Source organism: Halonotius terrestris, from assembly GCF_006861665.1.
GTDB lineage: Archaea > Halobacteriota > Halobacteria > Halobacteriales > Haloferacaceae > Halonotius > Halonotius terrestris.
The window spans coordinates 1-15280 of record NZ_RKLU01000008.1; the positions used below are offsets into that span (position 1 = coordinate 1).

A 15280-nucleotide genomic window follows, 5' to 3' on the forward strand; every position below is an offset into this window, starting at 1 on the left:
TGCGCGACGTCGACCGGATCGTCGCGCATCAGCGTCAGATCCGCAGCCTCGATGGCGACGTCCGTGCCGGAACCAATAGCTGTCCCGACGTGTGCGACTGCGAGCGCTGGCGCGTCGTTGACACCGTCACCGACCATCATCGCTTGCCGACCTCCGTCCTGAATACTGTCGACAGCGTTGGATTTGTCTTCGGGAAGGACTCCTGCGCGGACGTTTTCCGGATCGATACCGACCTGTGTAGCGACCGCACGGGCCGTTCGTTCATTGTCACCCGTAATCATCATCACGTCGACGCCCCGTTCTCGGAGGGCCGTGACGGCCTGCTTGGAGCTTTCTTTCACTGTGTCGGCGTCAGCCACGACGCCAACCAGTTCGCCCTCGGTCGTGCCAGCGGGCACCCGGGCGACAAGCATCGCCGTCTTCCCCTCGTTTTCGAGGCGTTCCATCGTCTCCTCGGCGGGCGAGGGATCGATGCCGTTGTCGCGGAGGAGCTTGCGGTTACCGACCAGCACCTCGCTGTCACCAACGACTGCTTTGATCCCATGACCCGGGACGTTCTCGAAGCCGTCGGGGTCAGTCACGTCTAGCCCGCGTTCTTCAGCCCCATCGACGATCGCCCGGGCAAGAGGGTGTTCGCTCCCGCTTTCGGCTATCGCCGCCAGCCGAAGCACGTCATCCTCGGAGAGACGCTCACGAACGCTGAGCTGTCCACCATCCGGTGTCGGATTGCCACCGTCAGTCACCGCATTGCCATCGCTATCGAAGACGACCACGTCGGTCAGTTCCATTTCACCCTCGGTGAGCGTGCCCGTTTTGTCGAAGACGACCGTGTCGACGTCCTTCGCACGTTCGAGGACATCTCCGCCCTTGAACAGGACGCCGTTCTGAGCGCCGATTGTCGTCCCGACCATCGTAGCCGCCGGCGTCGCCAGCCCCAACGCACAGGGACAGGCGATAAGGATCGAAGACGCGAAGACAATAATCGCGAACTCGAAGACCGAAACGGCCCCACCGGCCGGAGCAGGGCCGCCAGCGACTTGGCCCCACACCGGAAGCCAGTCGACGAAGCCAGCGAGAGTCTCGGGGAACAGGAACCAGACAACGCCCCAGAGGATGGCGTTCGCGATGACCGCGGGAACGAAGTACGCGGAGATGCGGTCCGCGAGGTTCTGTATGTCGGGCTGGCGTGATTGGGCCTCCTTGACAGTCTGAACGATCTGCTGGAGAGCCGTGTCCTCTCCAACGTTCGTTGCTTCCACAACAAGGACTCCGTTCTCGTTGATCGTCGAGCCGACAACCTCATCGCCCTCTGCTTTCTCCACAGGGACAGACTCACCGGTGACCATCGACTCGTCGACTGCAGACTGGCCATCGACAACGACGCCATCGGTCGGAATCTTCTCACCGGGACGGACTTTCATCCGGTCCCCCGTTGTGACTTCTTCGAGTGGAATCTCCTCTTCACTGCCGTCCTCACGGACAATGGTCGCCGTTTCGGCTTCCATTTCCAGAAGCTTCCGGAGGGCCTCGCCTGCTTGCCCCTTCGATCGAGCTTCGAGGTAGTTGCCGAGCGTAATGAACACGAGGATGAGGGCTGCCGTGTCGAAGTAGACCCCTCCTGCGATGAGCCCAGTAAGGACTGTGACGGAGTATAGATACGCCGTGGTCGACCCAATGGCGATAAGCACGTCCATGTTGGCGCGGCCGTTCTTCACGATCGCCTTGTAGGAGTTCTTGTAGAAGGGCCAGCCGAGGATCGCCTGCACCGGAGTGGCGAGGAGGAACTCAACCCAGCCGATTTCAACGCCGAAGACAGTTTCAGGCACGATCCCGCCTCCGAGGAGATAGTTCTCGATGAGGAAGAAGAGCAGTGGTGCCGACAACACTGCACCAAAGAGAGTCAGCCTGAGCTGTTTTCGTATCTCAGCCTGCCGGGCCGCATCACGGGCGTCTTGCCCCGAGTTCTCGTTGGTATCCGCTTCGCGGACAGGCGAGTAGCCCGCGTCCTCAATGGCATCGTACAGCGCATCGAGAGACACCTCTGCCGGATTGTAGGTCACCTGCGCTTCGTCAGTCGCGTAGTTTACCTCCGCGGTAATGACTCCGAGTGTACTCTCGAGGGCAGTTTCGTTAGTCTCGGCGCAGTTGGCACACGTCATATCGGAGATGGCAATCGTCACTGTCTCCGAGACTGCACCGTAGCCCGCCTCGTCGATTGCGTCGTAGATTTCGTGAAGCGATACCGTCTCGGGATCGTAGGTAACGGATCCCTCGTCGGTGGCGAAGTTTGCATCCGCCCCCGATACCCCCTCAAGGGATTCGAGAGTGTCCTGGATCGTCGCCGAGCAGTTGGCACAGGACATTCCCGTAATGTCGAGATGTATTGTTTGGCTTGTCATGCTCGTATTACTATACGGGGTCTATATTTACGCGATTTACTGTTACGAGAAGGTGGTTATTGGCCCCCTGAAAATTGAGATTCCAAAGAGCGTACTATGCCCCCTCTTCTAACCGCTGATAGCGGTCTTCGAACCGCGAGAGACAAGATGGACAACAGAAGTGATAGATCTCGCCGTCGATGCGCGTCGTCTCGCCCTCATTGTCGACGGTATTGTTACATTCGACACAAGTGAGGGCAAATTCGACGCCGTCGATCGAGGGTGTCCACTCGGTTTCGTCGATCAATGTGACTGAATACCCGGACATCTCGAGATCATCAAAGAGGTTGTCCACCCACTGACGGATGTTCTCTGCTTCAACACGAGCATAGAACCAGAGATCGCCCTCGGATGTTGTGAATACGTGTTCAGTTCCATCCGATTCACGCACTCGCGTGCGGGCCTCCTCGAGTGATCTCGGATCGATTTCGGCTTGAATGAACACCGGAACACCGGCCCTAAGATGGGCCCGATTGACATCTATCGTGAAGTTGTTAATAATTCCTGCTTCCTGTAATCGTGTGACACGGTCGGAAACTGCCGGGCCTGATAAATCGACTTCTTCGCCGATGGCACTGAATGGAAGCCGAGCGTTTTCGGCCAGCAACGAGAGGATTTTCAGATCGGTTTCGTCTAGATTACGCATACAGTAGCATTATTTCGCAGGATACATTATTTTTGCTCAAAATATACCTTTGAAACCGCGGTTCAGAGACCGGAATAACTTTGGATTCTAAGCAGTAAAACACATAGAATATGCGTCCCTATGTTTGACTGCGTATGAGTCAGACCATCACCGTCGAAGGAATGACCTGTGAACACTGTGAGCAAACCGTTGAGGAAGCACTTGAAGAAGTCGACGGGGTTACTTCGGCGATTGCGGATCGGAACGCCGAATCCGCGACAGTCGAAGGAGCTGCTGAATCGGATGACCTCGTGACTGTCGTCGAAGACGCCGGGTACGACGCCTCTGCGTAGCGACCACGTACGGCTGAAGGCTAGCCTCACTCCATTATTCGTATATCGCCGTCACCGCGCTATCTTCCGTCGTTGGCTCTGCACAATCTCTGGGTGTATCACCGTGCATTCCCGTTGTCGTATCGGGGTTGATCAGTACAGCGCTTGCATACCTCCCAGAGAACACGACTGTCTACGTGGTCGACAAGGATATCGACGGAGACCGCGATCGATTGACGATTCGGATCAAAGATGGCGACGGGGGAGACTGGACGGGAATGCAACGGTACTTGTCGATCCGTTATCGGCGTAACTGGGAGTAGCCAATTACCTAGTATTATTGTACCCGCCTTTGAAATTATAATGAATGTACGACCGGATTCTGCTTTCGACAGATGGCACAGTCGCGTCTGATCGAGCTGAAGCGCACGCNNTCGANCTNGCNGCNNNGCACGACGCGNCCCTCCACGCGCTCTACGTCGTCGACGAGGACGTCGTGACCGCGTACAGCGGTGACGAGTACGTCGACGAAGCCGAGGGGCCCGAACACGGCCTCGANGANCNCGGCGANGANNCGCTNTCNGNGCTCCGGAGTCAAGCGTCGGAAGCTGGCGTCGACATCGAGACAGCAATGCAACATGGTCAACCCGCCGAGACCATCGTTGCGTACGCCGATACCCACGACATTGATTTGCTCGTACTCGGTACCAAACGCCGACCGGACGAATATCGCGCTCTACTCGGCAGTGTTACTGACCGCGTCCTCCGATTGACGACCAGGCCAGCGACCGTCGTGAAAACCGAAGTCAGCGAGTAGCAACCAACCAATCGCTAGCGGCCATCGTCAGGTGTGAGACAAGCAAAACGAACACTGCTCTGTCCTGTTGAATCCGTCGAACGTGTATGGGCCGCCCAAGATACTGAGTAATGGCAAACTGTCGGTTTTGTATTCCAATATAGCCGCTAAAGATAGTCCGCTCAACGGGATCTAAACTGCCCACACACCCAACACCCTCCAGGGCGAACTACTGCCTAAGAGGCCAATCAATGGATGACCACGATCACTCAAAAGACACTGAGAAGTCGTCGGTTCAACCACCCGATGACGGTACCCACCACGACCATCATCCAGAACGTAATGCTGGCTCCGATGAGGGAGACTCTCGGACTGAGCAGGCTCTGCTTGAGGGGGAAGCCGAAGATACAGACGGGGTCGAACGGGAACTGAATGAACACTCCGAGCACCGGATAGATCACGGAAATGGAGGAGACAACCACGGAGATCACGGCGGAATGCATGAAGGACACGAACAGATGTTTCGCCGCCGATTCTTCGTTTCGATGGTTCTCTCTATTCCTGTCCTCCTCTACAGTGAGACACTTCAGGAGTGGCTCGGGTTCTCTGTCCCAGCGTTCCCGGGCAGCGAGTGGATCAACCCTGTCTTTGCAGTGATTGTCTTCGGATACGGCGGGATTCCGTTCCTCCAGATGGCGGTGCCGGAGCTAAAAGACCGGTCGCCGGGGATGATGACCCTCATCTCGATGGCGATCAGCGTCGCGTTCGTCTACAGCTTAGCCACCGTCATCTTTCCTGCACAGTCGGCGTTCTTCTGGGAACTCGTGACGCTGATCGACATCATGTTGCTGGGCCACTGGATCGAAATGCGGTCGGTGCGGCGGGCCTCAAGCGCACTCGACGAACTGGCGAAACTGATGCCCGACACTGCCGAACGCATCGTCGACGAAGGTGATACTGAAGAAGTCCCTGTCAGTGAACTCTCCGAAGGGGACCTTGTCCTCGTTCGACCGGGCGCAAGCGTTCCTGCTGACGGCGTCGTTGAGAAGGGCGATTCGGACGTCAATGAGTCGATGATTACCGGCGAGTCGAAACCGGTCTCGAAAGAGCCGGAAGACAAGGTTATTGGCGGGACAATCAACGGTGACGGAAGTCTTCGGATTCGGATTGGTGCAACTGGTGAAGAGACGACACTTGCTGGGATAATGCGGCTAGTCGACGAAGCCCAGCAGAGCAAGTCTCAGACGCAGGTGCTGGCCGATCGCGCAGCTGGCTGGCTATTCTACCTTGCTGTCGCAGTTGCTGGTCTAACCGCGATTGCGTGGACGGTTGCGGTATCGTTCAATGCCACAGTCATCGAGCGCGTCGTCACCGTTCTCGTCATCGCCTGCCCGCACGCACTCGGGCTCGCGATTCCACTGGTCGTCGCGATCAACACGTCACTCGCGGCTCGCAACGGGATGCTCATCCGTGACCGGATCGCTATGGAAGAGGCACGGAACTTGGATGCGATCATCTTCGATAAGACAGGGACACTCACCGAAGGGGAGCACGGCGTCGTCGACATGGCAACCGTCGACGGCGTCACCGGAGACAACGCGCTCGCGTTGGCAGCGGCCGTCGAGAGCGACTCAGAGCACATGATTGCACGGGCCATCCGCGAAGCAGCTGAAGAGCGAGATCTCACTGCTCCTGATGCGGCAGACTTCGAGGCGATCAAAGGCAGGGGCGTCCGAGCGAACGTCAACGGGAACGAGGTGTACGTCGGCGGGCCGAACCTGCTGACCCAACTCGACAGTGAGGTCCCCGCCCATCTCCAGCGATTTGCTGACGAAGCCGGCCAGAATGCCCATACAGTAGTGTATCTTGTTCGCGAAAGAGAGCTGATTGCCGCCTTCGCGATGGCTGACGTAATTCGCAATGAGAGTTACCGCGTCGTCGACGCCCTCCACGATCTCGGAATTGAGGTGGCGATGCTGACTGGCGACTCCGAGGACGTCGCAAACGCTGTCGCCGATGAACTGGGCATCGATACAGTGTTCGCGGAAGTTCTCCCCGAAGATAAAGACGAGAAGGTACAGGAACTCCAAAATCAGGACAAGCTCGTAGGGATGGTCGGCGATGGGGTGAACGACGCACCAGCGCTGACACGAGCCGACGTCGGAATCGCTATTGGAAGCGGAACCGACGTTGCGGTCCAGTCGGCCGATGTCATCCTCGTGCAGAACAACCCAATGGACGTGGTTCGGCTCGTCAAGCTCAGCAAGGCGAGCTACCGGAAGATGCAGGAGAATATCGTCTGGGCAGCCGGATACAACGTCTTCGCGCTCCCACTTGCAGCGGGCGTATTGGCTCCGATAGGAATTCTGCTGTCGCCTGCTGTTGGCGCACTGCTAATGTCGCTGAGTACGGTCATCGTCGCCATCAACGCCCAACTGCTCCGGCGAGTGGATCTATCGATTCCCGAGCTTCCAGGAGTGTCATCACCCACTGACGCTCAAGTTGCAGACTGATGCGGTCGTATTGAATCAACTACAATTCCACTAAACGACTATCTAAATTAATTGGGATTTTGACAAAAGAGCCCACGTTTTCTTAGCAAAGTTCTGCTTCAAAATCGTCAGTATCACCACGCGCAATATCGGCGTCCTCGATACGACAACAGGACTGTTCACCTCTGTATCTACTGTCGCTAGTATGGTCCGCGTACTACGGTTCGTTTTCGAGTCGTTCTCGCCGTCGCTCGTATTCGTCGTCGCTCAGATCGCCGCGAGCGTAGGCGGCGCGTAACTCCCCGAGAGCTGGATCCGACTCACCTTGGTCGGAGCCACGGAGCACTCTATAGAGGAGATAACCGAGCCCGACAACAATTATCAGTGGAACGAGCCACATAAGACCCCACATCCAAGTCGCTCCTGTGCCGTCGACCATGCCGCCATTCCACATATATCCGCCACCCCACATTCCCATTGCAGGCATCATGACTAGCATCATGACGAGAGGAAGGACGACAACTGCGATGACAGCAATGAGCAGGAGTTTGAGAAGCGTATCAGTTGAAGTCATGAGGTTCTATTTTCTGCTGGGAGAGTATAGTTCTACTTGCCAATTGGAAGGTGGAATCAGTGGACGTGTGTATGGTGATCTTGGGTAACTGTTCAGTGAGAACTGCTCAATAAATAAGCAGGGGTCGCCAACGAGTAGATTATCGCCGTTCAAAAAGGTGTACATGAACGCTATTGTTTTGCGAGCAACTGCTCTTCGCGTATATTTTCAAACCCGAGGATAACGATTATCACGCTCATCACTAGCGCTCCTCCTAAAAGAAGCATCAAACTGAGATTATGTAGCAGTTCAATGTCATACGTGTGACTCACAGTTTTACTTGCCACCGAAATACTCCCGATGAGTAACATGACGCCGAAGGCTGTTTTGAGTTCAGCGTCGTCGAGATGATCTGTGAGTCTAGCACCGATGCGGGTTCCGACCGTGCTACCGACGAGCAGGGGAAGTAACATCGCGAAGTGAATCGATCCCCGTTGCCCGTATACGAATGACCCATACGCACTGGAAATTGTGATCTGAAAAATATCTGTTCCGACGGCGACAGCTCCTGGCATCGTCAGGCCATACATGAGTGCAGGCACCATCAAGAACCCGCCACCGACACCAAGGAATCCCGAGAGGCTTCCAATTACCACTGCGATCAAGAGTATGATCCATACAGAGATCTTAACACCAGTATCGAACGACAGCATCGGCGGGATGGATACTTGTTCGAGATAGGATGTGACCGTTGACTGGTTCACAACAGTGCTCTCATTCTCGATCGCGGGTTGTCGACCGTCTTGGATGACGAACACACCAACGGCCGCGAGAAGGACAACATACAACACACTCACTACGATATCTGCAAGTCCAATATCTACCAGTAAAAGGAGCACTCGTCTTCCAATTTCGATACCAGTTGTCATCCCTGCAATCAACAGGAGACCGATCCGATAGTCGATGTGGTCAAGGTCACGATGTGTCACGGTCGCTGTCAGTGATGTCCAAAATACGAACGCGAGTCCAGTTCCGACTGCAGTCGGTGCGGAATGTCCGAGAACGAGAAGCGAAGGGGTGACAAAGAAGCTTCCGCCCATCCCGAAAAAACCAAACAGAATTCCGACTGTCAGACCGAACATAACAAACAGAACGATGAGAGGAATGCTCAATTCGAAGAGACCCATAGCTCCTCCCACGGCTGCAGACAGCACAGTTGTTTTGCTTGTTTATATTTATGAAGTAAAGATAGCATTCCGGCTTCATACTGGACAGTAGAGTAACACCCTAACTGTGGTAGGTGAGATAACACTAATCACGAAGGTCGGAATAACATTCATAATATGTTCCTATATTTCTCGGTATGTTGACCTTATTTATTCAGTCCGCCCTGTTTTTTGGACGGGGACCCACCCTACAGATGAGAAATGCTATCATAACATATCAAAATCAACTACTAATCACTATTCAATTGTGAATTTCCATCCGATTCGCTACTGTCGACGCGAACTACATTAGTTGAACATGGCGATATCACGGTATGACGAGTCGGTCGCGTCGTCTCACCGATGCGTATAGTGTTGGAATCGATCTACGCGAGAAGATCCGCGATGGAACAGCACTTACTCACGCACTAGCCTCTTTAGAAAGCTCGTTTGATACGCTAGAAGATGGGTATCCAGATTGGCACCCCGCCCCATATTCATTCGATGGCGTACTCCGTTTGTTTCTCTACCGAGAAATTACAGGCCAAAGCTACCGGACACTCGCACAGTATCCAGAACTCGCAGAAGCGTTCGGGTTAGATGCCATCCCGGACGAGTCAGTACTATCCCGAACGTGGCGAAAGCGGTTCGATGACAGGGTCCGTGAGTTCGTGAAGATTGCAGCTCACTTCGTCGTCAAGGAGGTCCACGACCGTGATATCTCAGCTCCAGTTGTTCGGCCGAAGTCAGAGGTTGTCAACGAAGAGAACCATTCCATCGAGGACGACGAGGCAGCTGGTCGAGAGTTTACTGACGAGCAAATCTATCGAACGACCCGACTTGCTCGTGACCACGGCTTTGGCGGGTTCGATTCCGGTCGTGCTACGAATGCTACGTATGAGGACACGCAGTTCTTCGAGTTGCAGACGTTCATGGGGATGGTCGGCTGCGGGACGCCACAGGGGGCAACCAGATTTCAGTACCGACACGGGCCGGATAGCGGTCCACACGGCGATACGCACCTCAGGACAGTCAAACAGTTCAAGCCAGAGGTGCTGATTGATGGATTCGAGGTAGCAACAGATCGACTGCTCTCGGTGATCGAATCCGAAGGGTCGTTCCGTCGACCGGTGACAGCCGCGATCGATATTACGACTGTTCCGTACTATGGCGATGTCGACGGGATGCCGATGGTAAGTGGGCTTGATCAGGAGAACCGAGCGTTCAAATTCGCCACGCTATCGATTGTCGGGCAGAATATTCCACTCGTCTTGGCTGTCGAACCTGTGCGGGAGAGCTCAGCATGGGACGAGAACCCATCTAATCAGGTCCATCGAATTGTCCGTCGACTCGTCCAGCGTGCTAAAGAGCATGTGCCTATCGAGACAGTACTGTGCGACCGGGAGTTCGATTCTATGCGAGTCTACCAGACACTCTCGAATCTCGGAATAAATTACCTCATCCCGAAACGGATCACCAGTTCTGAACAGGACGTACTCGATCACTTGGAAGCGGATGATCAAGAGGTCGCTGTTGAGTCGGCCTCCGTTCACGTCGAGACGGGATCGCATCCGATGCGGTTCCTATACGTTCCGTCGACGAAAGGCGAAGGAACGGTAGTATTTGCAACTAATCTCAGGGTCAGTCCAGATGAAGCCGAAGCTCTCTGTCGCCGGTATAGTCACCGGTGGCAGATCGAAAATGAGTACAAAAGCATCAAGAACGACTTCTTGGCGAAGACGTCCTCGAAGGACTATCGGGTTCGGCTATTCTACTTCGTGTTCGCCGTGCTATTGTACAATATCTGGCGGCTCACTGACTTCCTGTTGAAAGCCGGTGTCGACGGTGAGATGGACTATGCGCCGGTCCTGACAGCAGGAGAGTGCGTAGAGTTGGTATGTGGAGAACTGATACCGCCTGATTAAACGGGTATCTCTCCAATGGCTCGCGTTTCTTGAGTGGCAACATTCCGATTCGAGGCCAAATACCGATTAATTTCTGGAGCGTATCGAATAGAAACCCACGATGGTTCGTCTGTCGGCTACTCGATCAGCTGTGATTACTGAAAAATAGCGAGAACAGGCCAGTTCTACCCCATCCTCCGAAATTGTGGGAGAACACAACTTCGGAGGATGAAATTGATGTGTGCCTTCGTTTCATCACCAAAATAGTAATTTAATAATTAGTTAGAAATACCAGTCAATTTCAGAACAGCAGGCATCAGCAGCCCCTGAACACCGACACTGAGGACAGCAACTCCAAAAACCATCGTTCGAATTTCTTCATAGAAGGGCATTCCCTCAGGAAGACTGAGAGCCAACGCCACTGGGATTACAGTATGAAGGCTACCCCACACGATCACATGTTGGTACTGGATGGGAAGTGGGTCCGCAATTAATTGATTTATCCCTCCCATCGTGGGATAGACTACAAGAATACGCGCGACGAGTACGAGAACTGCCGCACCAACAATGAGCCATACATATTCAAAAACCGTTCCCGGTGTAATCAGTTCACCAATAAGAATATAGATGAGCGTATTGATGAGAAAAACCGCTGTCTGCCACACGCCTTTCATAAACAAGACTGTCTCTGACGGTCGTGTATCCCATTTACCCGTATGTCCAATAACGAGCCCGGCTGTCACCGCAGCGAGGACACCACTGATACCGAGAAATTGTGATGCAACAATGTAGCTCCCGTAAGCAGCGATGACGGTCAGGAGGAGTGTTGCCATTCGATCGGTAATTACTCGCGTAACTCCGTAGACGCCGAATCCAACGACCGCCCCAACGAGCAGCCCCCCGCCACCAACGATCAGCATCTCTACGAGTAGACGGACGACGGTGTCGACGCCGGTTACTTGCGTCACCGCATTACCCGTTTCTTGTTGGGTTAGGACTAGGTCCAACAGCACGGTAAACAGGACAATCGAGACAGTGTCGTTGAATACGCTCTCGCTTTTGATGATCGTCTCTAAGTCCGCTGGTGCCTCCAGCTGCTGAAACACAGCAAGCACGGCTGCCGGATCCGTCGGCGCGATGATTGCTCCGAAGAGAAGCGCGATAAGCAGTGGGATATCAAACAGCCAGGACCCGGCGAGTCCGATAATCCCTGCTGTCAGTGGGAGGCCAACGAAAACCATCGCAAGCGGAGCCAGCGGCAGGTCGCGTACCTGACCCAGTTCAAGTTCGGCGGCCCCCTGAAACAAGAGAATAGGCAAGAAGCCGATCATGATGAAGTCGCGGGAGAGCGAGATACCCAACTCGAACGGTGTGAACGCGACGGTGACGCCGATCAGGACCAGTGCAACCGGATAGACGATGTTCTCGCTGTGGACGGCGACCAACCGGACGCCGAATCCGAGAATAAAAATGGAAACGACCTGGAGGACGATTGTCGCAATGTCGGCCATTAGCGTCTCTGTAACTGCTTCCAGATCGTTGTAATCGTACTGGCCAACCGATTGTCGACTCCAGTATGTCGCTGTCGGTGAGAAGTTTACCGCTGGGATCGATAGATTGGATCTCAGATGAGTTATTCCCTGGAATTGTGTGTCTGACTCATATTAAATAGAGTTGAAATTAGGTGCTGCAAATATTGCATCTCATATTTTGGGGCGGGTTTGATCCCGGTGAACTACTCACATCTCACTGTACTACTGTGAGGGGAAAAACATCACTCACATCAGGATCAATGATGAAATCTACGACTGAAATATACGGTGTATGAATTGAACATTTGATTCCTGCCATGATTTTTTGTGAGTGCTGTCGAAGAGAGAGGAGATGGAAACGTTTGAACTCGAACTTCCAGATGGAATGGAAGACGACATTGAGGAATATCTCTCCGAGAATAATTATTATTTAAACAAGAGTGAGCTGATGCGTGATGCATTACGGCACGTTCTGTATTCAGAGAATCCACCTGGATACAATGGCAGTATTCACGTCAATCAACAACAGATTGATCGGGTCGACTCAGATTCACTCGAAGATGTAAAATCGGAACAGGAGTAAAATATACAATCAGTATAAAAACAGCCTCTCGGCGTACATTCAGAACGAGGGCGACTAAGCCAAAGTAACTAGATGACGTTGTCCAGATGCGAATTGCTGCGCCGATGCGGATGTTGAGTGCGGCTTTCGAACATCGGCACCGAGACAAACTCCAAGAGCCCTCGCTATGATTTGGAACTATCTTCACTCACAGTCGACCGAACCGATACCGTACCGAACCACTCCCGACCAACGGAGGATCCGATGAACCCGTTGTATCTCATTATCGGCATTGTCATTCTCGGCGTCACCGTGATCGACCTCCTCTGGACGACGTTGTGGGTCGACGGCGGTGCAGGACCGTTGTCATCCCGACTGACGTCATGGGTCTGGCAGAAGCTCCGAAGCATTGGAAGCCAGCGCTCACGGATGTTGAGTCTCTCTGGGCCGCTCATTCTCACGCTGACGTTGGTCATGTGGGTCGGCTTCATTTGGGCGGGATGGACGTTTATTTTCGCTGGTGGCGACCCCTCGCTCATTGACACGCGTGATCCAGGACCAGCCAGTTGGACTGGCCGGATCTACTTCGTCGCATACACGATGTTCACCATGGGCAACGGTGATTTCACGCCCGCCAACGGCGTCTGGCAGATCGCTACTGCTCTCACAACCGCCAGTGGGATGCTCTTTGTGACGCTTGCGGTCTCCTACGTACTGAACGTGCTCAGTGCGGTCTCTCAAAAGCGCTCCTTTGCCGGGAGTGTCACCGGTCTCGGAGACCGAAGCGAGACGTTCGTTCGCAATGGGTGGGATGACGGGGATTTTCGCGGCCTCGATCTCCCGATCAACACGCTCTCGTCAGATCTTGATCTCCTTGCTGAACAACACAAGTCGTATCCCATTCTCCACTATTACCACAGCGAGCAGGCCAAAACTTCCTCAGCGATGGCGGTTGCAATCTTCGATGAAGCGACGACGATCCTCCGACATGGTGTCCCCGAAGCCGACCGTCCTACCCATGCGCTCATCACAAATGCACGTTCAAGTGCAGACAGCTATCTGGAGACGCTCAGTGGTGCGTTCATCCACCCCGCCGACGAGACACCACCACCGCCGGATCTCGACCGGCTCCATGAGGCCGATGTCCCGACGGTGTCGGACGCGGAGTTCGACGATGCCGTCGACGACCTACTCGACCGTCGGCGCAAACTCCTCGGAATGGTAACTGCTGACGAATGGCACTGGCCGCCAGTGGACAACCAATGAGCGACGTCTCGTTTTTTCTCGGGATGGACACCACTGGTCCGAATTCTCGTTGTCGGCATCTCGATGTACATCTCGATTGTCGTGTTCCTGCGGATCTCCGGCAGTCGGACACTAGCATCGATGAACGTCTTCGATTTTATCATCACAGTTGCGATTGGCTCTGCGTTCGGTCGCGCGCTTACTGCGAGCAATGTGGCGCTCGCCGAGGCCGTCGTTGCCTTCGCCCTGCTTATTGGGCTTCAATTCATCGTCGCGTGGGTCCAAACACGATTTCTCGGTGTTCAACGGTTCATCACGAATCCACCTGCACTCCTCTACTTTCAAGGGGAGTTCCTCCGGGAGAAGATGCGTTCCCAACGCGTGACCGAAGACGAACTCTGGGCTGCCGTCCGGAAACAGAACCTCGGCTCGATGGAGCAGGTCGACGCTGATGATACTGTCGACGTTGATTCGGTGTCCCCGGCTCATTAGCAGATGCAATTCCACAAAGTGGTGTTACATACTGTGTTGAACGATCACCTGCAGTGATGGAACGGGTAAGCGGTGGTCGTAAGACCACTATATTTGATGACTACATCTACACACAACAAGTTGACAATGCCATTCGAATCAGAGCCGACGCGGAGCCGGTTCCGGTTTCTGTCGGTTCACAAACTGTCGTATTCCAATAATTACAGCCTCGTTAGATGAACTTGATGAGGGTTGGCCGGAGGCGGCAACGAAGCTCTTTGAATAGACTCTCGTGAGAGATTGAATGAGTGAGTAAATTATATACCACAAGATACCAAAGCTGTTAACGGACGAACCCACGAGGGATTGAAGATCATCTTTATACAATGTATAAAGAATTGTAGATTGTTCCAGGCGAACCCATGAGGGATTGAAGGTCATCTTTATACCTTGTATGATAAGAAGATGCGAACTCGTGGGCCGATTCGGTGAGCCTTTTGACGACAACGGATGCGGTCGAGTGGTCAGCTAAAGTCAACAGGGGCAACAGTGATATCCTCCCCGCGGTAACGGTGGAGCTTCCCACACACGGTGGGAATGCCGGTCAGTCATCATCACAAGAACCAGAGGTTCTGGTTGGCTCACGAGACTTTGTCTCGTGAACGCTGGCAGTGGGTTCTGACTCTCGAAACGCTGTGAGGGCCATCTGCGAGGACGTCTCGTTCGTCTCACGGTGAGTCGTGGCCGTTTCACTACGGCTCCCGTCCTGTGGCGAGTCATCGCTTCCTGTTTCACCGGCAGGCTCTCTCCCCACGGGTCTACGTGATGTGCAATCTTTGCACTCGCGTTAATATCTGCTAGGAACGCCGATACGTGGCACTCTGGATTCTTGCACTTGAACTCAACTTGCCGAGGTTGATACCCGATGTGCTTACACGAGTAGCACGTCTTCGAGGTGTACTTCGGGTGGACATGTCAAACTGGAATACCGGCGTCTTTCGCCTTGTCTTTGATACGGCCCTGTAGACGAGCAAAAGCTCACGAATGCAGGCGTCGGTTCATGTACTTTTCGTAGTCAAGCGACTCATAATATAAATAAATCTGATAGCTGCTCCATCCCGGTAA

The 15280-nt window shown here is 54.0% G+C and carries 13 protein-coding genes and 1 pseudogene; 7 read left to right on the top strand and 7 right to left on the bottom strand.

Annotated elements, in window-relative coordinates:
- Nucleotides 1-2399 (bottom strand): heavy metal translocating P-type ATPase (locus EGH24_RS12845; protein ID WP_142980538.1); only part of this gene is annotated, 2399 nt, incomplete at its 3' end.
- 94 nt (nt 2400-2493) lie between these two features.
- Nucleotides 2494-3084 carry an AsnC family transcriptional regulator gene (locus EGH24_RS12850; protein WP_142980539.1) on the bottom strand — a complete coding sequence of 197 codons (591 nt, stop codon included), beginning with the start codon at nt 3082-3084 and terminating at the stop codon, nt 2494-2496.
- 134 nt (nt 3085-3218) lie between these two features.
- Here EGH24_RS12850 and EGH24_RS12855 point away from each other — a divergent pair, with 134 nt between their 5' ends.
- Together EGH24_RS12855 and EGH24_RS12860 are read left to right on the top strand one after the other, a co-directional pair.
- Nucleotides 3219-3416: a heavy-metal-associated domain-containing protein gene (locus tag EGH24_RS12855; protein ID WP_142980540.1), complete on the top strand. Its 198-nt coding sequence runs from the start codon at nt 3219-3221 to the stop codon at nt 3414-3416.
- Nucleotides 3417-3762: 346 nt separating this feature from the next.
- Entirely contained in the window at nt 3763-4212 is a 450-nt protein-coding gene (locus tag EGH24_RS12860; RefSeq protein ID WP_142980541.1) for a universal stress protein, read from the top strand.
- Between the two features lie 248 nt (nt 4213-4460).
- Here the strand turns inward: EGH24_RS12860 and EGH24_RS12865 are convergent, their stop codons facing one another.
- Nucleotides 4461-4694 carry a hypothetical protein gene (locus EGH24_RS12865; protein WP_142980542.1) on the bottom strand — a complete coding sequence of 78 codons (234 nt, stop codon included), beginning with the start codon at nt 4692-4694 and terminating at the stop codon, nt 4461-4463.
- On the opposite strand from EGH24_RS12865, the gene EGH24_RS12870 reads away from it, so the two are divergent.
- On the top strand, nt 4689-6704 hold the full coding sequence (locus EGH24_RS12870; RefSeq protein ID WP_142980543.1) for a copper-translocating P-type ATPase: 2016 nt from the start codon (nt 4689-4691) through the stop codon (nt 6702-6704). The genes EGH24_RS12865 and EGH24_RS12870 overlap by 6 nt on opposite strands.
- Nucleotides 6705-6900: 196 nt before the next feature.
- Here EGH24_RS12870 and EGH24_RS12875 read toward each other — a convergent pair whose 3' ends face one another.
- Together EGH24_RS12875 and EGH24_RS12880 are read right to left on the bottom strand one after the other, a co-directional pair.
- Nucleotides 6901-7257 carry an SHOCT domain-containing protein gene (locus EGH24_RS12875; RefSeq protein ID WP_142980544.1) on the bottom strand — a complete coding sequence of 119 codons (357 nt, stop codon included), beginning with the start codon at nt 7255-7257 and terminating at the stop codon, nt 6901-6903.
- A 170-nt stretch (nt 7258-7427) separates the two neighbouring features.
- Nucleotides 7428-8423 (bottom strand): sulfite exporter TauE/SafE family protein, encoded by a 996-nt coding sequence (locus EGH24_RS12880; protein ID WP_142980545.1) that lies wholly within the window; start codon nt 8421-8423, stop codon nt 7428-7430.
- A 353-nt stretch (nt 8424-8776) separates the two neighbouring features.
- Between EGH24_RS12880 and EGH24_RS12885 the strand changes: the two genes are divergently transcribed.
- The gene (locus EGH24_RS12885; RefSeq protein WP_142980546.1) at nt 8777-10366 is read left to right on the top strand and encodes a transposase; all 1590 of its coding nucleotides are present in this window, start codon (nt 8777-8779) and stop codon (nt 10364-10366) included.
- Between the two features lie 257 nt (nt 10367-10623).
- Here the strand turns inward: EGH24_RS12885 and EGH24_RS12890 are convergent, their stop codons facing one another.
- Complete coding sequence (locus EGH24_RS12890) at nt 10624-11856, bottom strand: cation:proton antiporter (protein WP_142980547.1); 1233 nt, start codon at nt 11854-11856, stop codon at nt 10624-10626.
- Between the two features lie 373 nt (nt 11857-12229).
- Here EGH24_RS12890 and EGH24_RS12895 point away from each other — a divergent pair, with 373 nt between their 5' ends.
- The 3 genes from EGH24_RS12895 to EGH24_RS15425 all read left to right on the top strand — a co-directional run bounded on the left by EGH24_RS12895 (nt 12230) and on the right by EGH24_RS15425 (nt 14176).
- Entirely contained in the window at nt 12230-12460 is a 231-nt protein-coding gene (locus EGH24_RS12895) for a ribbon-helix-helix domain-containing protein (RefSeq protein WP_142980548.1), read from the top strand.
- 243 nt (nt 12461-12703) lie between these two features.
- Nucleotides 12704-13705, top strand: coding sequence for a potassium channel family protein (locus EGH24_RS12900; RefSeq protein WP_142980550.1), 1002 nt, complete (start codon nt 12704-12706; stop codon nt 13703-13705).
- A 63-nt stretch (nt 13706-13768) separates the two neighbouring features.
- The gene (locus tag EGH24_RS15425) at nt 13769-14176 is read left to right on the top strand and encodes a DUF421 domain-containing protein (RefSeq protein ID WP_185903330.1); all 408 of its coding nucleotides are present in this window, start codon (nt 13769-13771) and stop codon (nt 14174-14176) included.
- A 583-nt stretch (nt 14177-14759) separates the two neighbouring features.
- On the opposite strand, the pseudogene EGH24_RS15655 reads toward EGH24_RS15425, so the two are convergent.
- Nucleotides 14760-15241: pseudogene (locus EGH24_RS15655) on the bottom strand (zinc ribbon domain-containing protein); the annotation flags it as partial.
- Nucleotides 15242-15280 lie beyond the last annotated feature (39 nt).